We start from the raw sequence: 19,916 nt of genomic DNA, 5'->3' as shown, positions 1-19,916 counted from the left end.
GGCCTGACGCCATCGCGAGCAAGCTCTCGCTCCCACCCTGGATCTGCGCAACCCTGCCCCTGTGGGAGCGAGCTTGCTCGCGATGCGGCCCGCCCGCCCCACCCAAAACCCGGGCACAAAAAAATACCCCGGCCTCTCGACCGGGGTATGTCTTCAAACACTTGCCGCTACATCAATGATTAACCGCCCCACTCGCCCCCAGGCCAGTCTGCGAACGCACGAATTGCGGGAAGAACAGCGCCCGCTCGTTTGCACCTTCAGCCGACTTGTCGGTAATGGAGAAGAACCAGATGCCGACAAAGGCAATCGCCATCGAGAACAGTGCTGGGTATTCATACGGGAAGATCGCCTTCTCGTGACCCATGATCTGCACCCAAATGGTCGGGCCAAGGATCATCAGGCCCACGGCACTGACCAGGCCCAGCCAGCCGCCAATCATGGCGCCACGGGTGGTCAGCTTCTTCCAGTACATCGAAAGCAGCAGGACCGGGAAGTTGCAGCTCGCCGCGATGGAGAACGCCAGGCCCACCATGAACGCGATGTTCTGCTTCTCGAACAGGATACCCAGGCCGATCGCCAGCACCGCCAGGGCGATGGTGGTGATTTTCGAGACGCGAATCTCGTCCTTCTCGTTGGCCTTGCCTTTCTTGATCACGCTGGCATACAGGTCATGGGACACCGCCGAGGCACCGGCCAGGGTCAGGCCCGCGACTACCGCCAGGATGGTGGCGAAGGCTACGGCTGAGATGAAGCCCAGGAAGATGCTACCGCCCACAGCGTTGGCCAGGTGCACCGCCGCCATGTTGTTGCCACCGAGCAAGGCACCTGCCGCGTCCTTGAAGGCCGGGTTGGTGCTGACCAGCAGGATCGCGCCGAAGCCGATGATGAAGGTCAGGATGTAGAAGTAACCGATGAAGCCAGTGGCATACAGCACGCTCTTGCGCGCTTCCTTGGCGTCGCTCACGGTGAAGAAGCGCATCAGGATGTGCGGCAGGCCAGCGGTACCGAACATCAGCGCCAGCCCCAGGGAGAAGGCCGAGATCGGATCCTTCACCAGGCCGCCAGGGCTCATGATCGCCTCACCTTTAGGGTGAACCTTGACCGCTTCGGCAAACAGCATGTTGAAGTCGAAGTTGACGTGTTTCATGACCATCAGGGCCATGAACGAAGCGCCCGACAGCAACAGCACCGCCTTGATGATCTGTACCCAGGTGGTAGCCAGCATGCCGCCGAACAACACGTAGAGGCACATCAGGATACCCACCAGGATCACCGCGACATGGTAGTCCAGGCCGAACAGCAGCTGGATCAGCTTGCCGGCACCGACCATTTGCGCGATCAGGTAGAACGCCACCACCACCAGCGAGCCACAGGCGGACAGACTGCGGATCTGGGTTTGCCCGAGGCGATAGGACGCCACGTCGGCAAAGGTGTATTTACCCAGGTTACGCAGGCGCTCGGCGATCAGGAACAGAATGATCGGCCAGCCCACCAGGAAGCCGATGGAGTAGATCAGGCCGTCGTAGCCGGAGGCGAACACCAGGGCGGAAATCCCCAGGAAGGACGCCGCCGACATGTAGTCACCGGCAATGGCCAGGCCGTTCTGGAAACCGGTGATCCGCCCGCCCGCCGCATAGTAGTCGGCCGCCGACTTGTTACGCTTGGACGCCCAGTAAGTGATGCACAGGGTCGCGCCGACGAAGACCACGAACATGACAATGGCCGAGACGTTGAGGGGTTGTTTCTGCACGGCACCGGTCAAGGCTTCAGCCGCCCAGGCGCCCGGAGCGAACGCTGCGATGCTCAATAGAGCCAGTAGACGCCGGATCATTGCTGAGCCTCCTTGAGAATCGCATTGTTCAGGTCGTCGAACTCGCCGTTGGCGCGCCGTACGTAGATAGCGGTCAGGATGAAGGCCGAGACAATCAGGCCAACACCGATGGGAATGCCCCAGGTAATGGTGGACTCAGGCGTGATCTTGGCCCCGAGAATGTGTGGCCCGTAGGCGATCAGAAGAATGAAGCCGGAATACAGCCCAAGCATGATCGCCGAGAGAATCCAGGCGAACTTTTCCCTTTTTCTCACCAGCTCCTTGAAGCGCGGGCTGTTTTGAATCGAGAGGTAAATGCTGTCGTTCATTGTTTTTATCCTCGCAGCACAGATTTAATTGGAACAGCCCTACTCTATGCGGCTCAAGGCCAGGTTCCAGACGACCTTAGTATTAGAACGACATGACGGTTTTGCCAGTTTTTCGCACATTTATATGCCGTCTTCCTGTGGGAGCGAGCTTGCTCGCGATGGCGGCAGCAGGACCACCCCTATCGCGATCAAGCTCGCTCCCACAGGTTTTGGTGCAAATTCAACAATCCGCGGGCACAAAAAAACCGCATGACACAAAGCCATGCGGTTTTTCGGAACAGCTAAACCAGGCAGATTACTTGCCAGTCCACTCCTTCACACGGTCCGGGTGCTTGGCGACCCAGTCCTTGGCAGCGGCTTCAGGCTTGGCACCTTCCTGGATGGCGAGCATGACTTCGCCGATCTCGTCTTTCGAAGACCATTGGAATTTCTTCAGGAACTCGGCCACTTCCGGCGCCTTGGTGCCCAGCTCCTTGCTGCCGATACTGTTTACAGTCTCAGCTGCGCCGTAGACGCCTTTCGGGTCTTCCAGGAAGCGCAGCTTCCACTTGGCGAACATCCAGTGTGGCACCCAACCGGTGACGGCGATGGATTCGTTTTTCTTCTCGGCACGGGTCAGCTCGGCAATCATGCCGGCGCCGGAACTGGCCTTGAGTTGATAACCGGTCAGGTCGTAATCCTTGATGGCCTGTTCGGTCTTGAGCATTACGCCTGAACCGGCGTCGATGCCAACGATGCGCTTCTTGAAGGAGTCGTCGGTCTTGAGATCTTCGAGCGACTTGGCCTTAACGTACTCCGGCACGATCAGGCCGATTTTGGCATCCTTGAAGTTCGGGCCATAGTCGACCACCTGGTCCTTGTTCTTCGTCCAATAGTCGCCGTGAGTCACCGGCAGCCAGGCCGAGAGCATCGCGTCGAGCTTACCGGTGGCCACGCCCTGCCACATGATCCCGGTCGCGACCGCCTGCAGCTTCACGTCATAACCGAGTTTTTGCTTGATCACTTCGGCGGCCACGTGGGTGGTCGCGACGCTGTCGGACCAGCCGTCAACGTAACCGATGCTCAGGGTTTTGGTTTCGGCGCTGGCCAAGGTGGAACTGATGGCCAGTACCAGTGCGGCACCTGCGCCCAAGAGTCGTCGCATCTTCATCGTTACTTCCCCGAAAGTGCTGCGCCCGACGGATGCCGGGCGGCGTCAACGTATAGTTATGATGCTCAGCGCCCCCATCACGCTCGCCCTCAAACCGGCCTGAACGCCAGTGGAGTACTGACTCGTTGATCATCAACCTGCGCCGATCCGGAACCTGCTCTGCCTGCGACGTCGAGGCAACGAGAAACGACATCAGAACGCCAGCCCCCTTGCTTCAGGCATTTGCACCACCGCCATCGCACATCAGATTTTGCGGTCAAATCCGGCAAACGCCAGATAACTAGCCGCCACCGCACCCAACCGTGTATTGTCCCGCTACTATCGCACCCCGTCCGCGCCTGTTTTGTGCCCGTCATGGCACTTGGCTCTGCTTCGGCGGTCATAGCCTGCGAACCTCATTCGGCACCTTCCTCTAAGGGATCCAGTCATGCTCCGTTCCTTGCGCTTCGCTGCCCTTCTCGGCGGCCTTATCTTGAGTGCGTCCGCGCTGGCGGCAGATATTGACGCCGCCAGCTATGGCTACCCCTTGACCAACCCGTTCGAGGCGACCATCGCCACCACGCCGCCGGACCTGCGTCCGGAGCTGCCGCTGATCGAAGACATCAATCAGGCCGACCACAGCCTGACCCTGCGCCCGGAACGCGAGTTCATCCTGCCGGACAACTTCTGGCCGGTGAAAAGCCTCACCTACCGCATGGCCACCCAAGACAAACCCGCGCCGCTGATTTTTCTCATCGCCGGCACCGGTGCGCGCTTTGACAGTAGCATCAATGAATACCTCAAGCGGCTCTACTACAAGGCCGGCTACCACGTGGTGCAGTTGTCATCGCCCACCAGCTTCGACTTCATGAGCGCCGCTTCGCGCTTCGCCACGCCAGGCATTTCCAAGGAAGACGCCGAAGACATGTACCGGGTGATGCAAGCAGTGCGCGCGCAGAACCCCAAGCTGCCGGTGACCGAGTACTACCTGACCGGCTACAGCCTCGGCGCCCTGGATGCGGCCTTCGTCGCACACCTGGACGAAACCCGGCGCAGCTTCAATTTCAAGAAGGTGCTGCTGCTGAACCCGCCGGTGAACCTCTACACCTCGATCACCAACCTGGACAAACTGGTCCAGACCGAGGTCAAGGGCATCAACAGCACCACCACCTTCTATGAGCTGGTGCTGAACAAGCTGACGCGCTACTTCCAGCAAAAAGGCTACATCGACCTCAACGATGCCCTGCTCTACGACTTCCAGCAGTCCAAGCAACACCTGAGCAACGAGCAGATGGCCATGTTGATCGGCACCTCGTTCCGGTTCTCGGCGGCCGACATCGCGTTCACCTCGGACCTGATCAACCGGCGCGGCCTGATCATCCCGCCCAAGTTCCCGATTACCGAAAGCACCAGCCTGACGCCGTTCCTCAAGCGGGCTCTGCAATGCGATTTCGACTGCTACCTCACCGAGCAGGTGATCCCGATGTGGCGCGCACGCACTGACGGCGGCAGCCTGTTGCAACTGGTCGACCAGGTCAGCCTGTACGCGCTGAAGGATTACCTGCACGAAAGCCCGAAGATTGCCGTCATGCACAATGCCGACGACGTCATTCTCGGCCCGGGCGACCTGGGCTTCCTGCGCAAGACCTTTGGCGATCGCCTGACGGTTTATCCGCTGGGCGGCCACTGCGGCAACCTTAACTACCGCGTCAACAGCGACGCCATGCTGGAGTTCTTCCGTGGCTAAATATCTGCTGCTTATCGCTGCGTTAATGAGTGCGGGCATGGTCCACGCCGACAACAGCAAGGCCAATGCGCCTGTGGTGGTGGGTTCGGACGGTTTCAAGGAACCGTTGACCAAGCTCAAGTTCAACCCCGGGTTGGACCAGCGCGAGTTCGAGCGCTCGACCCTCAACGCCCTGAACGTCTATGACCCGCTGGAGTCATGGAACCGCCGGGTCTATCACTTCAACTACCGTTTCGACCAGTGGGTGTTCCTGCCCGTTGTCGATGGCTACCGCTACATCACCCCAAGCTTCATGCGCACCGGGGTCAGCAACTTCTTCAACAACCTGGGGGACGTGCCTAACCTGATGAACAGCCTGCTGCAATTCAAGGGCAAGCGTTCGATGGAAACCACGGCGCGACTGCTGCTCAACACCACCGTCGGCATCGCCGGCCTATGGGACCCGGCCACCGCCATGGGCCTGCCGCGCCAGAGCGAAGACTTCGGCCAGACCCTGGGCTTCTATGGCGTGCCCGGCGGCGCGTACTTCGTGTTGCCGATCTTCGGCCCATCGAACCTGCGCGACACTTCCGGCCTGCTGGTGGACTACAGCGCCGAATCGGCGATCAACTTCCTCAATGTCGCCGAAGTCAGCGCCAACCACCCGGAGTTGTTGCTCCTGCGCGGCGTCGACAAGCGCTACCAGACCAGCTTCCGCTATGGGCAACTGAACTCGCCGTTCGAGTATGAAAAGGTGCGCTACGTGTACACCGAGTCGCGCAAGTTGCAGATCGCGGAGTAATACGGCCTAGCCTCGAATCTTCGAGGCCAGACCGCAGTACCCTGTGATGAAGCAGCCCCTATCGCTGATCATCGACAAGTGGAGCAAACACTTCGTTAGCCCAGCTGCCCATGCTGTACTTTTGGACCACATCCGCAGGCGGATCCATGTAGTCCTCGACGAGAAATGACGGCGGGATAACGGGGTGCTCGCTGTCAATGACCAGGATGTTGCGCTCATCATAAAAATCGTAATTCATCACCGACGGATTGTTGGTGATGATTTTCTTGCGGTAGAACAAAGCATCGAAGAAGCGAAAGCTCAGCCCAGCATGACCCGGCCGGACGATATCGATCAGGATTTCCGAGCGCCTGATCAGGTCGCCAACTTCATCGAGCGACATCCTTTTTCTGAAAAAAGTGATACCAGGACTGGAGTTTTCGACCACCTTGCTCTGGACCAGGAACTTATAGTTCGTGTGGCCAAGACGATCGAACTCGGCTGCGATCCTGCCCAGCACGTCAATGCGATTCTTGCCCGCCATCACTACAAAAGCCTTGTACTCACGCGTCGTTTCAAGCTCTGCGTTGACCTCGTAGATGTAGTTACTGAGTTTGCGAAATCCGTATTCCCGGGCGTCCTCATCGTCGAAGGTGTAGACCTTGTCGAAACGGGCCAACTGAGTCACCGACATGGCAAGTCTTGAAACGCCGTCAGACAGGAACGCGATGGTCTGTTGTGCTGCAACCATTGCCTGATCGACAAGCGCGATGTCAATTTGTGCGGGATTGATGATGAGTACGGAATCGACTTTCCCAGCCTCTTGAATCTGGCGGTGCGCCGCACGAACTGTCAGGAACTTCTTCAGCCATCGCCGTAGCTTTCCAGGAAGAAACGGGACCTCGTCGCGCTGTGCAGAAAGATCAACGAAAGTGACCTCATTATTCCGGGCCAAGTAATCGCTAAGCCGCTTTACATAACCGCCGACGTCCCGACAAACGATCAGGAGCTTTTTCGATTTGATGTCTGGAGGCAGATAGGCCATGTCGTTCTCGTAAAAAAAGGTAAAAATGCGCTTTCATGATTTTATTTCTGAGCTGCGGATCCTAGCCACGCAGAACCCACACTGATCGGTGGATCAGAAAGAGCTTGGCATCATATTTCTTTGACTGTCTTATCCAGCCGCTTGAGGGGCGAAATGATGAAGGGTCGCTCGATTGACCAGTAGGTCAAAACACTCAACGCGCTCACCACCAGAATGATAAGCGGCAAATACCATGCATAGTCCCTGAGTGAGCCGTCTGTGAAGTTGTATATTTTCAGCAGACTAAACATGCTGTAGATCACGATACCGTGCAGCAGATAGATACTGAAGCTCGCCTCCCCCAGAACCTTGAGTCCCTTGTGCTCCAGGAGTCCGTGCAGACTATTGCCTAGAACGAACAGCCCAAACGGAATGCCGAGAATCAACATTTGCCCAGTTGAGTATGAGCGCATATTCAGACTCGCGATAAGGACCGCGGTGGCGATAAGGCAGCACCAGAGATTCGAAAAGTCGATCGACGTCTTGCGCAGCCGCGGCTCCAAGAAGGCGACAGCCATGCCCACCAGAAACAGCTTAACGAACCGCTTGTGGAACACATGATGATACTCCGGCCATAAGATCGCGATCGCGCCAATGGAAATCACCAAGGCAAGAATCGGCAGCTGACGACGGAACAGGCAATACATGAGCGGGAGCGAGAGATAAAAAAGCGCCTCGTACATCAGTGTCCACTGCACAGAAGCGTTGATCAGCTTGCTATCTGGAAATCCATTGATCGGTTCCCCCAGAAAGATCAACCAGCTACCGAGCGCGCCGAAATGATCGAGCAGCGAACCTGATTCCCCTCTTGTCTGGTAGAAACTGATAGCCGCCACCAAGCCAACAGACACGATGTACATTGGAAAAATGCGGCGCAATCGAGAGGAAAGCAGCGAGCCCCACTTGGGCTGCCCCCTGATAACTTTTTGCGTAAAAAGGTAGCCGGTAATCATGAAGAACAAGGACACCGGTACGGCCCCCATATTGTTGATTACGCGACTATCGGTGACTTGCCAGATTCCGGTGCCGTGCCACACAAAAGTGATGGCGAAGTGGTGAACCATCACCGCTGTTGCGAGGACACCACGCAGACCGTCCAACGACGATACTCGGTGTTGTGCTTCAGGGGCGAGCAAAGGGAAGCGCCCGGCGACCAAGCAGAATGCACTGACGGTAAGCACGTATAGCGCCAGCAGTTGAAAGGTTTCGATCATTGATTGGTTCCACATGTATTCGCTGCTCACGACCGAGGTCGGGAGTTGATAGTTGCCAGCTTCAGCCTTTCAGCGCTTTCCAGACTTTGCCCACGCCCAGCACACCCGCCAGCACTACCGCACCCGCGACAATCCCCGCCACCGCATTGAGCAACATCGGCACGATAAACCCGGCGCCGCCAGCACTGGCCGTCACGCTTTCAATCCAGTGATGCACCACCGGCACGCCATGGGTCAAAATGCCCCCGCCCACCAGGAACATCGCCGCCGTGCCGATCACCGACAGGCCTTTCATCATGTAGGGCGCGGCGCGCAGGATGGCGCCACCGATACTTTTGGCGGCCTGGCCTGGCTTCTGCGTCAACCACAACCCCAGGTCATCGAGCTTGACGATCCCGGCCACCAAGCCATAGACACCAATGGTCATGACGATGGCGATGCCCGACAGCACGATCACCTGCTGGGTGAGTGCGGCGTCGGCAACCGTGCCAAGGGTGATGGCGATGATTTCCGCTGACAGAATGAAGTCGGTGCGTACCGCGCCCTTGATCTTGTCCTTTTCAAAGGCCACCAGATCAACCGCCGGATCCGCCACGGCCTCGACCAGCTGCGCATGCTCAGCCTGGTCTTCGGCCTTGCTATGAAGGAACTTGTGGGCCAGTTTTTCGAACCCTTCGAAACACAGATAGGCGCCGCCCACCATCAACAACGGCGTGACCAGCCACGGGACGAAGGCGCTGATCGCCAGCGCCGACGGTACCAGGATCAACTTGTTGAGGAACGACCCCTTGGCCACCGCCCACACCACCGGCAGTTCCCGCTCGGCGCGCACACCTGAGACCTGCTGGGCATTGAGCGCCAAATCATCGCCAAGCACGCCGGCGGTCTTCTTGGCGGCCATTTTGGTCATCAGCGCAACATCGTCGAGCACGGTGGCGATATCGTCGATCAGTACCAGCAAACTGCTTCCAGCCATGGAGGGGCTCCTTGAATAATAATGCCGCGCAGCATACCGCGAGCCGCGGCGCCTGGTGGCCTGTACGGTTAATTCGAGTACTCAAATTCGAGTGCCAGTGATTGCCAGGCAAGGCGCCATGACGAGTCTTAGCCCGCTACGGCGAGGAATGGTAACGCAGCTTGGCAAGCACTGGCGCCGAAGTTGGGTGCACGAATTAGCCACACAGGCCACTAGGGGCATTCTTGAGCGCCGCGCGAGGCCGGTGCTACCATGCGCCACCGCCAGAACAGGCAAGGAACCCCTGGGTTTATGAGCACTATCCGCGAGCGCAACAAAGCCTTGATCCTGCGTGCCGCCAGCGAAGAATTTGCCGACAAGGGCTTCGCCGCGACCAAGACCAGCGACATCGCGGCCAAGGCAGGCCTACCCAAACCCAACGTCTACTACTACTTCAAATCCAAGGAAAACCTCTACCGCGAAGTCCTGGAAAGCATCATCGAGCCGATTCTCCAGGCTTCGACACCGTTCAATGCCGACGGCGTGCCCGGTGAGGTGCTGAGCCACTACATCCGCTCCAAAATCCGCATCTCCCGCGACCTGCCCTTCGCCTCGAAAGTCTTCGCCAGCGAAATCATGCACGGCGCCCCCCACCTGAGCCCCGACCTGGTGGACCAACTCAACGCCCAGGCCCGGCACAACATCGACTGCATCCAGACCTGGATCGACCGCGGCCAGATCGCCCCCATCGACCCCAGCCACCTGATGTTCAGCATCTGGGCCGCCACCCAGACCTATGCCGATTTCGACTGGCAGATCAGCGCCGTGACCGGCAAGGCCAAGCTTGATGAGGCGGATTACGAAGCGGCGGCACAGACGATTATTCGGTTGGTGTTGAAGGGGTGTGAGGTGGATCGCTAGGCCTAGGACCGAGTTGCCACCATCGCGAGCAGGCTCGCTCCCACAAGGGATTTAGGTTGCTCACAGAATCCACACTCACAACAGAACCCTGTGGGAGCGAGCCTGCTCGCGATGGCGGCAACTCGATTTCATATCAAAGCCAAATGGCATCCCACAGCGGGTAATCGCCAAGCCGCTTAACCAAACCTGCCCGCAGTGGATTTGCGACGACATAACGAGCCATTGTTATCAACTCTTCCTCCCGCCTCAGGGCCCGGTCATGGTAGCCCGGCTGCCAAAGACTGCCTTTGCGCCCTGTGGATAGGTTCACCGCCCGAGCACCCAAGGACTTGGTTTTTTGCATCAATTCATTCAGCGAACCTTGCTGCAATTCAACCACCCAGTGGAAATGATCAGGCATGACTACCCAAGCCAATGACTTCGCCCATCTCTCATCCTGGGCATACCGAAATTGTTCAACCACCAATCTGCCTAAAGCGAAATCCTGGAAAATCGGCTTTCGCTCAGCCGTGTTAGTGGTCAATAAATAGATTCGATTCAGCTCACCATGACGGCCAGTGCGCAAGCGATGTGAAGCAGGTAGATCAGGCATTCCTTCGCCTCTCCAATGATCAGGTCACCAAAGGCTAGGCCAGAATATTTTTGATTGTCGGCAGACTCTTGGCTGGATGTGTCTGATAGATCGTCATCGCGAGCAAGCTCGCTCCCACACTGGGCTCGCGGTGTTCAGACATTTTGTGTCCAACATCAGACCCTGTGGGAGCGAGCTTGCTCGCGATGACGTCAGTCCACTCACTACAAACTCAAGCAACCACCCCCGCGTCCGCCCACAAGCCCACCGCCTCCACAGCCCTGACCGCCACCTGCTCATCCACATCCGAAACATCACCACTGACACCCATCGCCCCCAGCACCTTCCCATCCTGATCCCTGATCAGCACTCCACCCGGTGCGGGTACGACGCTGCCCTGCCCCAAGCTGTTCAACGCGGCAAAGAACGCCGGGCGCTGCTGGGCGTCCTGGGCGAGCAGGCGTGAGCCTTTGCCCAAGGCGATGGCACCCCAGGCCTTGCCGATGGCGATCTGCGGGCGAAGCAGGCTGGCGCCGTCTTCGCGCTGCAAGGCAACCAGATGTCCGCCGCTGTCCAGGACCGCGACGGTCAAGGGTGCAGCGCTGATTTCACGACCGGCGGCAAGGGCTTGCCCCGCCAGGTTGACGGCGATTTTCAAGGTTAGAACGCTCATGGGTGCTGTCCTTCGTTTGTTATGGGAGAGCCTTGCGGGCTTCACTTTCAGAAAAACCGAACACAACAAATAGAACACAACAACACACATTTTTGTATACAATAATTTTCACAAAGCGCTTTAGTCGATGAGAGAACCCAGCAAAACCTTGCCCTCCGACGAATGAAACAGATGCTTGAGGAAATGGATTGACCTGTGCCGTTTCCCATGAATACACTCTGCGCAAAGCCACTTGTATACAATTACAAAACGTAAGAGGCACAAAACAATGAGCAAAATGAGAGCAATCGAAGCCGCCGTTCTGGTAATGCGCCGTGAGGGCGTGGACACCGCCTTCGGTATCCCGGGTGCCGCGATCAACCCGCTGTACTCTGCCCTGCAGAAAGTGGGTGGCATCGATCACGTCCTTGCTCGCCACGTTGAAGGCGCCTCGCACATGGCCGAGGGCTACACCCGAACCAAGGCCGGCAATATTGGTGTGTGCATCGGCACCTCGGGCCCGGCCGGCACCGACATGGTGACCGGGCTCTACAGCGCTTCGGCCGATTCGATCCCGATCCTGTGCATCACCGGGCAAGCCCCCCGCGCCCGACTGCACAAGGAAGACTTCCAGGCTGTAGATATCACCAGCATCGTCAAACCGGTGACCAAGTGGGCAACCACCGTGCTGGAGCCAGGCCAGGTGCCGTATGCCTTCCAAAAGGCGTTCTTTGAGATGCGCTCCGGCCGTCCGGGCCCGGTGCTGATCGACCTGCCGTTCGACGTGCAGATGGCCGAGATCGAATTCGACATCGACGCCTACCAGCCATTGCCATTAGCCAAACCCGCGGCCAACCGCGTGCAGATCGAGAAAGCCCTGGCGATGCTCAATCTGGCCGAGCGCCCGTTGCTGGTGGCCGGCGGCGGCATCATCAACGCCGATGCCAGCGAACTGCTGGTGGAGTTCGCCGAGCTGACCGGCATTCCCGTCATCCCTACCTTGATGGGCTGGGGCACCATCCCCGACGATCATCCGCTGATGGTCGGCATGGTCGGCCTGCAAACCTCCCACCGTTACGGCAACGCAACCTTGCTCAAGTCGGATGTGGTGCTGGGCGTCGGCAACCGCTGGGCCAACCGTCACACCGGCTCGGTGGACGTCTACACCGAAGGCCGCACGTTCATTCACGTGGACATCGAGCCGACCCAGATCGGCCGCGTGTTCACACCGGACCTGGGCATCGTTTCCGACGCTGCCTCGGCCCTGACGGTGTTCATCGAAGTGGCCCGTGAATGGCAAGCCGCCGGCAAGCTGAAAAACCGCGACGCCTGGTTGCAAGACTGCCAGCAGCGCAAGGCCAGCCTGCAACGCAAGACCCACTTCGACAACGTGCCGGTCAAGCCGCAACGGGTGTACGAAGAGATGAACCAGGTGTTCGGCAAGGACACCTGCTACGTCAGCACCATCGGCCTGTCGCAGATTGCCGGCGCGCAGTTCCTCCACGTCTACAAGCCACGCCACTGGATCAACTGCGGCCAGGCCGGGCCGTTGGGCTGGACCATTCCGGCCGCGCTAGGGGTGGTCAAGGCCGATCCGAGCCGCAAGGTCGTGGCGCTGTCGGGCGACTATGACTTCCAGTTCATGATCGAAGAACTGGCGGTGGGTGCGCAGTTCAAGCTGCCCTACATCCACGTCGTGGTGAACAACTCCTACCTGGGCCTGATCCGCCAGGCCCAGCGCGGGTTCGACATGGACTACTGCGTGCAGCTGTCCTTCGACAATCTCAACGCACCGGAACTCAACGGCTATGGCGTGGACCACATTGCCGTGGCCGAAGGCTTGGGGTGCAAGGCGCTGCGGGTGTTCGAACCGTCCGGTATCCAACCGGCCCTGCGCCAGGCCCAGGCGATGATCGAGGAGTTCAAGGTGCCGGTGATCGTCGAGATCATCCTGGAACGGGTGACCAATATCTCAATGGGCACCGAAATCAACGCTGTTAATGAGTTTGAAGACTTGGCGCTCGTGGGCAACGATGCACCGACCGCCATTTCGTTGCTCGACTGACCAATCGGAGTCTCTGTGGGAGCGAGTTTGCTCCGGGCGACGGCGCTACATTCAACATCAACGCAAGCAGACACACCGCTATCGCGAGCAAGCTCGCTCCCACAGGGGGCCTGCCCACTATCTACAGGAGACCACCATGCCGCGTTTCGCCGCCAACCTGTCCATGCTGTTCACCGAGCAGGATTTCCTCGCCCGTTTCGAAGCCGCCGCCAAGGCCGGTTTCACAGGTGTCGAATACCTGTTCCCTTACGACTACAACTCCGCCGAACTCAAGGCCTTGCTCGACGCCAACGGCCTGACCCAGGTGCTGTTCAACCTGCCGGCCGGTGACTGGGCCAAGGGTGAGCGCGGTATTGCCTGCCTGCCGGATCGGGTCGAGGAATTCCGCGCCGGTGTCGACTTGGCCATAGCCTACGCCCAGGTGCTGGGCAACACCCAGGTCAACTGCCTGTCGGGAATTCGTCCACAGAACTGCTCTGAAACCCTGGTGGAAAAAACCTTCGTCGCCAACCTGAAATACGCCGCCCAGAAGCTGCAAGCCAAAGGCATCAAGCTGGTGATGGAAGCCATCAACACCCGCGACATTCCCGGCTTCTACCTGAACAACACCGCCCAGGCCCTGTCGATCCGCGAGCAGGTGGGCAGCACCAACCTGTTCCTGCAATACGACATCTACCACATGCAGATCATGGAAGGTGACCTGGCCCGGACCCTGTCGGCACACCTGGGCGAGATCAACCACGTGCAACTGGCGGACAACCCGGGCCGCAACGAGCCAGGTACGGGCGAGATCAACTACCACTTCCTGTTCGAACACCTGGACCGCATCGGCTACACGGGTTGGGTCGGCTGTGAATACAAGCCGCTGACCACCACCGAAGCGGGATTGGGCTGGCTGAAAACCTTGTGGGAGCGAGCTTGCTCGCGATAGCGGTGGTCCAGCCAACCCCTTTGTTGAAGGTGAAATCGTCATAGCGAGCAAGCTCGCTCCCACAAAAAAGCAGTTCCCCATTTGCTGAAGCAGCGATAAAAACAAGAGGATTTTCCCATGGCTAAAATCGGATTCATCGGCACCGGCATCATGGGCCACCCCATGGCATTGAACCTGCAAAAGGCCGGTCACAGCCTGTTCCTGTCGCAGCACCACGACGCGGCACCGGCCGATCTGCTGGCCGGTGGCGCAGTGGCGTTGGCCAACCCGAAGGAAGTGGCCCAGGAAGCCGAGTTCATCATCGTCATGGTCCCGGACACCCCGCAGGTCGACGACGTGCTGTTTCGCGCCGATGGCGTGGCGGCGGGCGTGGGCGCGGGCAAGGTGGTGATCGACATGAGCTCGATCTCCCCCACTGCCACCAAGGCGTTCGCGGCGAAGATCAATGAAAAAGGTGCGCAGTACCTCGATGCGCCAGTGTCCGGCGGTGAGGTCGGTGCCAAGGCCGCGACGCTGAGCATCATGGTCGGTGGCGACAGCAACGCCTTTGAGCGGGCCTTGCCGCTGTTCCAGGCCATGGGCAAGAACATCACCCTGGTGGGTGGCAACGGTGACGGCCAGACCGCCAAAGTGGCGAACCAGATCATCGTCGCCCTGAACATCCAGGCCGTGGCCGAGGCTTTGTTGTTCGCTTCGAAAAACGGTGCCGACCCGGCCAAGGTCCGTGAAGCGCTGATGGGCGGCTTCGCTTCGTCGAAGATCCTCGAAGTGCACGGCGAGCGCATGATCAAGGGCACCTTCGACCCAGGCTTCCGCATCAGCCTGCACCAGAAGGACCTGAACCTGGCCCTGCAAGGCGCCAGGGAACTGAACATCAACCTGCCCAACACCGCCAATGCCCAGCAAGTGTTCAGCACCTGCGCGGCCATGGGTGGCAGCAACTGGGATCACTCGGCGTTGATCAAGGGGTTGGAGCACATGGCGAATTTCTCGATCCGCGACAAATAAGCCCTGCCCTGCACTGCCCCTGTGGGAGCGAGCTTGCTCGCGATAGCGATCGTTCAATCACCCTCCTTGTTGAATGTAAACCCGCTTTCGCGAGCAAGCTCGCTCCCACAGGGCCGTGCCGATGCCAACAATAAAAATCGGGAGCCCGCCATGTCGGTCGATCCGCAACAACTGCTGCGCGAGCTGTTTGCCACAGCCATCGACGCGGCCCATCCGCATCATGTCCTTGAACGCTACCTGCCCGACGATCGCAGTGGTCGGGTGATCGTCATCGGTGCCGGCAAGGCCGCGGCGGCCATGGCGCAGGTGGTCGAGCGCTGCTGGCAGGGTGAAGTCTCTGGCCTGGTGGTGACCCGCTACGGCCATGGCGCACCCTGTCAGAAAATCGAAGTGGTCGAAGCCGCCCACCCGGTGCCTGACGCCGCCGGCTTGGCCGTGGCCCAGCGGGTATTGGCCATGGTGAGCAACCTCAGCGAAAACGATCGCGTCATCTTCCTCTTGTCTGGCGGCGGTTCGGCCCTGCTTGCCTTGCCGGGCGAAGGCATCACCCTGGCCGACAAGCAGTCGATCAACAAAGCCTTGCTCAAGTCCGGCGCGACCATCGGCGAGATGAATTGCGTGCGCAAGCACCTTTCGGCGATCAAGGGCGGACGCTTGGCCAAGGCCTGCTGGCCGGCAACGGTGTACACCTACGCGATATCCGATGTACCCGGGGATCTCGCCACGGTCATCGCCTCCGGCCCCACCGTGGCCGACCCCAGCACCTCGGCCGACGCCCTGGCGATTCTCAAACGCTACGCGATCGACGTGCCGGCCTCGGTGCGCAACTGGTTGCACAGCCCGGCTTCAGAGACCGTCAAGCCCGGTGATCCGAGCCTGGCCCGCAGCCACTTCCAATTGATCGCCCGCCCCCAGCAGTCATTGGAAGCTGCGGCAGTAAAAGCGCGCCAGGCCGGTTTCAGCCCATTGATCCTCGGCGACCTGGAAGGCGAATCCCGGGAGGTGGCGAAAGTCCACGCCGGCATCGCCCGGCAAATCGCCCTGCACGGTCAGCCATTGGCGGCGCCGTGCGTGATTCTCTCCGGCGGCGAAACCACCGTCACCGTCCGGGGCGATGGCCGTGGCGGACGCAATGCGGAGTTCCTGCTGAGCCTGACCGACAGCCTCAAGGGGCATCCCGGCATCTACGCGTTGGCTGGCGACACCGACGGCATCGACGGTTCCGAAGACAACGCCGGCGCGATCATGACCCCGGACAGCTATCGCCGCGCCGCCGAACTGGGCCTGTGCGCCAGCGACGAGTTGGACAACAACAATGGCTACGGCTACTTCGCCGCCCTGGACGCGCTGATCGTCACCGAACCGACCCGCACCAACGTCAACGACTTTCGCGCCATCCTGATCCTCGAGAACCCCAAACATGACGCCTGATAAAAAGGTCAAGATCCTCGCCACGCTCGGCCCCGCCACCCGTAGCATCGATGACATCCGCGCGCTGGTACAGGCCGGCGTGAACATCTTCCGCCTGAACTTCAGCCACGGCGAGCATGCCGACCACGCCCAGCGCTATCAGTGGATTCGTGAGGTCGAGCAGCAGCTCAATTATCCGTTGGGCATCCTCATGGACCTGCAAGGCCCGAAACTGCGGGTCGGACGATTCGCCGACGGCAAGGTTTTGCTGCAACGCGGCCAGGCCCTGCGCCTGGACCTCGACCCGACGCCTGGCGATCAACGCCGGGTCAACCTGCCCCATCCAGAAATCATCGCAGCCCTGGAACCCGGCATGGACCTGCTGCTGGACGACGGCAAGTTGCGCCTGCGCGTGATCGCCAGGCACCGCGACGCCATTGACACCGAGGTGCTCAACGGCGGTGAGCTGTCGGACCGCAAAGGCGTGAACGTGCCCCAGGCCGTGCTCGACCTGAGCCCGTTGACCAGCAAGGACCGGCGCGACCTGAGTTTCGGCCTGGAGCTGGGCGTGGACTGGGTGGCATTGTCGTTCGTCCAGCGGCCCGAGGACATCCGCGAGGCCCGGGCGCTAATCGGCGACAAGGCGTTCCTGATGGCGAAAATCGAGAAGCCATCGGCGGTGGCCCAACTGCGGGAAATCGCCGAATTGAGTGACGCGATCATGGTCGCCCGCGGCGACCTGGGCGTCGAAGTCCCGGCCGAAAGCGTGCCGCAGATCCAGAAGAACATCATCGGCACCTGCCGCGCCCTCGGCAAACCGGTGGTGGTGGCAACGCAGATGCTCGAGTCGATGCGTTTCTCCCCGGCGCCCACCCGCGCCGAAGTCACCGACGTGGCCAACGCCGTGGCCGAGGGGGCCGATGCGGTGATGCTGTCGGCGGAAACCGCTTCAGGGGATTACCCCCTCGAAGCCGTGCAGATGATGAGCAAGATCATCCGCCAGGTGGAAAACGGCCCCGACTACCAGGCGCAACTGGACGTCAGTCGGCCGAGAGCCGAGGCCACGGTGTCGGATGCCATCAGCTGCGCGATCCGGCGCATCAGCAGCATCCTTCCGGTGGCGGTGTTGGTGAACTACAGCGAATCGGGCAGTTCCAGCCTGCGTGCGGCGCGGGAACGGCCGACGGTGCCGATCCTCAACCTCACGCCGAACCTGCAGGCCGCCCGCCGCCTGACGGTGGCCTGGGGCGTGCACTCGGTAGTCAACGATCGATTGAAGCAGGTGGATGAAGTCTGTTCCACCGCCCTGGAAATCGCCCAAGCCCAAGGCATGGCCCAGCGTGGCGATACCTTGCTGATTACGGCGGGCGTGCCGTTCGGGCAGCCGGGGTCGACCAATTCGCTGCGCATTGAGACGTTGATCTAGCGTCTGTACTGGCCTCATCGCGAGCAGGCTCGCTCCCACAGGAAGTCGGTGTGTTCCTGTGGGAGCGAGCTTGCTCGCGATGAGGTCGACTCGATCCACCAGACATACAAACCATGCCCAACACTCACTGTCCCGACTGGGCCACCGCCCTGCTCAACGGCTTCAGCCAAATCTTCCTCCAGCGCCATCCGTTGTGCGGCCTGCTGTGCCTGCTGGCGATTCTGCTCACTGCGCCCGCCCTGTTCGGCGGCGCGTTGCTGGGCGGGGTGGCCGGGTTGCTCGCGGCCCAGCGACGCGGTTACGCCAAGGCCGACCGGCAAGCCGGGCTGTTCAGTTACAACGGCATCCTGCTGGGCTTGCTGCTGAGCCTTGCGTTGCCCTGGTCCGTCCTGTTGCCACCGTTGATCCTCGCCGCAGGCGCTCTCAGCGCGATGCTGACCCAGCAATGGCTCAAGCGCACCCGAGGCCCACGATGCCTGCCCGCCTACACCGCGCCCTTCGTCGGACTCGGCTGGTTGCTACTGGGTTTCGCCCCGCCTGCGCCCTTGTCCACAATGATGGAGACGACAATACCCAACCTGCTGTTTGCGCCACTGAGCGGCCTGGGCCAAGTCATGTTTCTCGAACATCCCCTGGCCGGTGCGCTGATTGCAATCGGCTTGCTGATCGCCAGCCGTCGCGCTGTTGCCTGGGCACTGCTCGGTTCGGCCGCGGGCCTGGTATTCGCCTGGCTGCACCACGACAACGCATCCGTCTTGTCCGGCCTGGGCGGCTATAACCCGGCACTGGCAGCCCTGGCCCTCAGCCAACGGACTCCCAGGCCATGGCAGCCGCTACTGGGCATTTTGCTCGCCGTTGTGCTCACGCCGGGTTTTACCGCGCTGGGCGTGGCGTCGCTGACGGCGCCCTTCATCCTCGCCTGCTGGCTGGTTCAGGCGACCGCTCGGTTGTGGCACCAAACCAGCCTCGACAGCGCGCCTTGCGCTTTACGGGGCAATCACCCTAGGCTTCGCTGATAACTGATTCAGGCGAAACTCATGGACAGCAGCAACAACTGGCGTGAACGCCTTTACGTAATGATTTTCCAGACCGACACCGTGGCTGGTAGGCGCTTCGACAGCACCCTGCTGTTGATCATCCTCGCCAGCCTGGTGATCGTGATGCTCGACAGCATCGACAGCGTGCACAAGAACTACGCGGCCCTGCTGGCCGGTATCGAATGGGGCTTCACCTTCGTCTTCATCGTCGAGTACGGCCTGCGTCTGTATTGCTCGCCCAAGCCGCTGCGCTATGCCTTCAGTTTCTACGGGCTGGTGGATCTGCTGGCGATCGTGCCGGGCATCCTGGCGCTGTACTACAGCGATGCCCAGTACCTGTTGATCATTCGAATCATCCGCATGCTGCGGATTTTCCGGGTGCTCAAGCTCAGCCCCTACCTCAAGCAGGCCAACTACCTGATGGCGGCGCTGCGCGGGAGCAAGCAGAAAATCATCGTGTTCCTGGTCAGTGTCTCGACCCTGGTGACGGTATTCGGCACGCTGATGTACGTCATCGAAGGCCCCGAGCACGGCTTCACCAGCATTCCCAAGGGCATCTATTGGGCTATCGTGACACTCACCACCGTGGGCTTCGGCGACATCGTGCCCAAGACGCCCCTTGGCCAAGTGGTGTCGTCCCTGGTGATGATCACCGGCTACTCGATCATCGCCGTGCCCACGGGTATTTTCACCGCTGAACTGGCCACGGCCATGCGCGGTGACCAGCTCAAGCACGATTGCCCGGTGTGCAGCAAAAACAACCACGAACACAGTGCCGCTTTCTGTTCCCGTTGTGGCAATGCGTTGTTTAAAAAATTGGAATAAGCAAAGCACTTTTTGGTGCTTGAAGGTCTATAGGCTTGCAGC

The 19,916-nt window shown here is 60.0% G+C and carries 18 protein-coding genes; 10 read left to right on the top strand and 8 right to left on the bottom strand.

Annotation, left to right across the window (positions count from 1 at the left end; all coding sequences use genetic code 11):
• Positions 1-172: 172 nt before the first annotated feature.
• The 3 genes from KI237_RS08000 to KI237_RS07990 all read right to left on the bottom strand — a co-directional run bounded on the left by KI237_RS08000 (position 173) and on the right by KI237_RS07990 (position 3,289).
• Positions 173-1,831, bottom strand: coding sequence for a cation acetate symporter (locus KI237_RS08000; protein ID WP_212799490.1), 1,659 nt, complete (start codon positions 1,829-1,831; stop codon positions 173-175).
• Entirely contained in the window at positions 1,828-2,139 is a 312-nt protein-coding gene (locus KI237_RS07995; protein WP_212799489.1) for a DUF485 domain-containing protein, read from the bottom strand. Before KI237_RS07995 ends, KI237_RS08000 begins: the two co-directional genes overlap by 4 nt.
• A gap of 295 nt (positions 2,140-2,434) precedes the next feature.
• Complete coding sequence (locus tag KI237_RS07990) at positions 2,435-3,289, bottom strand: glycine betaine ABC transporter substrate-binding protein (RefSeq protein ID WP_212799488.1); 855 nt, start codon at positions 3,287-3,289, stop codon at positions 2,435-2,437.
• Positions 3,290-3,716: 427 nt separating this feature from the next.
• On the opposite strand from KI237_RS07990, the gene mlaY reads away from it, so the two are divergent.
• Together mlaY and KI237_RS07980 are read left to right on the top strand one after the other, a co-directional pair.
• Positions 3,717-5,015, top strand: a complete 1,299-nt coding sequence (mlaY, locus tag KI237_RS07985) for a lipid asymmetry maintenance lipase MlaY (RefSeq protein WP_212799487.1) — start codon at positions 3,717-3,719, stop codon at positions 5,013-5,015.
• Positions 5,008-5,796, top strand: coding sequence for an MlaA family lipoprotein (locus KI237_RS07980; protein WP_212799486.1), 789 nt, complete (start codon positions 5,008-5,010; stop codon positions 5,794-5,796). The genes mlaY and KI237_RS07980 overlap by 8 nt, the downstream gene beginning before the upstream one ends.
• Positions 5,797-5,854: 58 nt before the next feature.
• Here KI237_RS07980 and KI237_RS07975 read toward each other — a convergent pair whose 3' ends face one another.
• The 3 genes from KI237_RS07975 to KI237_RS07965 all read right to left on the bottom strand — a co-directional run bounded on the left by KI237_RS07975 (position 5,855) and on the right by KI237_RS07965 (position 9,049).
• Positions 5,855-6,820 (bottom strand): WaaS/CpsH family glycosyltransferase, encoded by a 966-nt coding sequence (locus tag KI237_RS07975; protein ID WP_212799485.1) that lies wholly within the window; start codon positions 6,818-6,820, stop codon positions 5,855-5,857.
• Between the two features lie 110 nt (positions 6,821-6,930).
• The gene (locus KI237_RS07970) at positions 6,931-8,073 is read right to left on the bottom strand and encodes an acyltransferase family protein (RefSeq protein WP_212799484.1); all 1,143 of its coding nucleotides are present in this window, start codon (positions 8,071-8,073) and stop codon (positions 6,931-6,933) included.
• Between the two features lie 61 nt (positions 8,074-8,134).
• On the bottom strand, positions 8,135-9,049 hold the full coding sequence (locus tag KI237_RS07965) for a DUF808 domain-containing protein (RefSeq protein ID WP_212799483.1): 915 nt from the start codon (positions 9,047-9,049) through the stop codon (positions 8,135-8,137).
• A 291-nt stretch (positions 9,050-9,340) separates the two neighbouring features.
• Between KI237_RS07965 and KI237_RS07960 the strand changes: the two genes are divergently transcribed.
• Positions 9,341-9,949 (top strand): TetR/AcrR family transcriptional regulator, encoded by a 609-nt coding sequence (locus KI237_RS07960; protein WP_212799482.1) that lies wholly within the window; start codon positions 9,341-9,343, stop codon positions 9,947-9,949.
• Between the two features lie 133 nt (positions 9,950-10,082).
• Here KI237_RS07960 and KI237_RS07955 read toward each other — a convergent pair whose 3' ends face one another.
• Both KI237_RS07955 and KI237_RS07950 read right to left on the bottom strand, forming a co-directional pair.
• Positions 10,083-10,541, bottom strand: a complete 459-nt coding sequence (locus KI237_RS07955) for an REP-associated tyrosine transposase (protein WP_212799481.1) — start codon at positions 10,539-10,541, stop codon at positions 10,083-10,085.
• A 211-nt stretch (positions 10,542-10,752) separates the two neighbouring features.
• A complete protein-coding gene (locus tag KI237_RS07950; protein WP_212799480.1) occupies positions 10,753-11,193 on the bottom strand; it encodes a GlcG/HbpS family heme-binding protein in 441 nt (146 codons plus the stop codon).
• 268 nt (positions 11,194-11,461) lie between these two features.
• Between KI237_RS07950 and gcl the strand changes: the two genes are divergently transcribed.
• From gcl to KI237_RS07915, 7 genes are all read left to right on the top strand, one after another.
• Positions 11,462-13,237, top strand: a complete 1,776-nt coding sequence (gcl, locus tag KI237_RS07945; protein ID WP_212799479.1) for a glyoxylate carboligase — start codon at positions 11,462-11,464, stop codon at positions 13,235-13,237.
• A gap of 136 nt (positions 13,238-13,373) precedes the next feature.
• Positions 13,374-14,168: a hydroxypyruvate isomerase gene (gene hyi / locus KI237_RS07940; RefSeq protein ID WP_212799478.1), complete on the top strand. Its 795-nt coding sequence runs from the start codon at positions 13,374-13,376 to the stop codon at positions 14,166-14,168.
• 117 nt (positions 14,169-14,285) lie between these two features.
• On the top strand, positions 14,286-15,176 hold the full coding sequence (locus KI237_RS07935; protein WP_212799477.1) for a 2-hydroxy-3-oxopropionate reductase: 891 nt from the start codon (positions 14,286-14,288) through the stop codon (positions 15,174-15,176).
• Positions 15,177-15,326: 150 nt separating this feature from the next.
• Complete coding sequence (locus tag KI237_RS07930; protein WP_212799476.1) at positions 15,327-16,607, top strand: glycerate kinase type-2 family protein; 1,281 nt, start codon at positions 15,327-15,329, stop codon at positions 16,605-16,607.
• On the top strand, positions 16,597-18,012 hold the full coding sequence (gene pyk, locus KI237_RS07925; RefSeq protein WP_212799475.1) for a pyruvate kinase: 1,416 nt from the start codon (positions 16,597-16,599) through the stop codon (positions 18,010-18,012). Before KI237_RS07930 ends, pyk begins: the two co-directional genes overlap by 11 nt.
• 113 nt (positions 18,013-18,125) lie before the next feature.
• The gene (locus tag KI237_RS07920; RefSeq protein WP_212799474.1) at positions 18,126-19,028 is read left to right on the top strand and encodes an urea transporter; all 903 of its coding nucleotides are present in this window, start codon (positions 18,126-18,128) and stop codon (positions 19,026-19,028) included.
• 21 nt (positions 19,029-19,049) lie between these two features.
• Positions 19,050-19,874, top strand: coding sequence for an ion transporter (locus KI237_RS07915; protein WP_212799473.1), 825 nt, complete (start codon positions 19,050-19,052; stop codon positions 19,872-19,874).
• Positions 19,875-19,916 lie beyond the last annotated feature (42 nt).

The sequence above is a fragment of the Pseudomonas sp. St316 genome, assembly GCF_018325905.1.
Classification (GTDB): Bacteria; Pseudomonadota; Gammaproteobacteria; order Pseudomonadales; family Pseudomonadaceae; genus Aquipseudomonas.
This window is presented reverse-complemented; position numbering and strand designations above follow the sequence as displayed.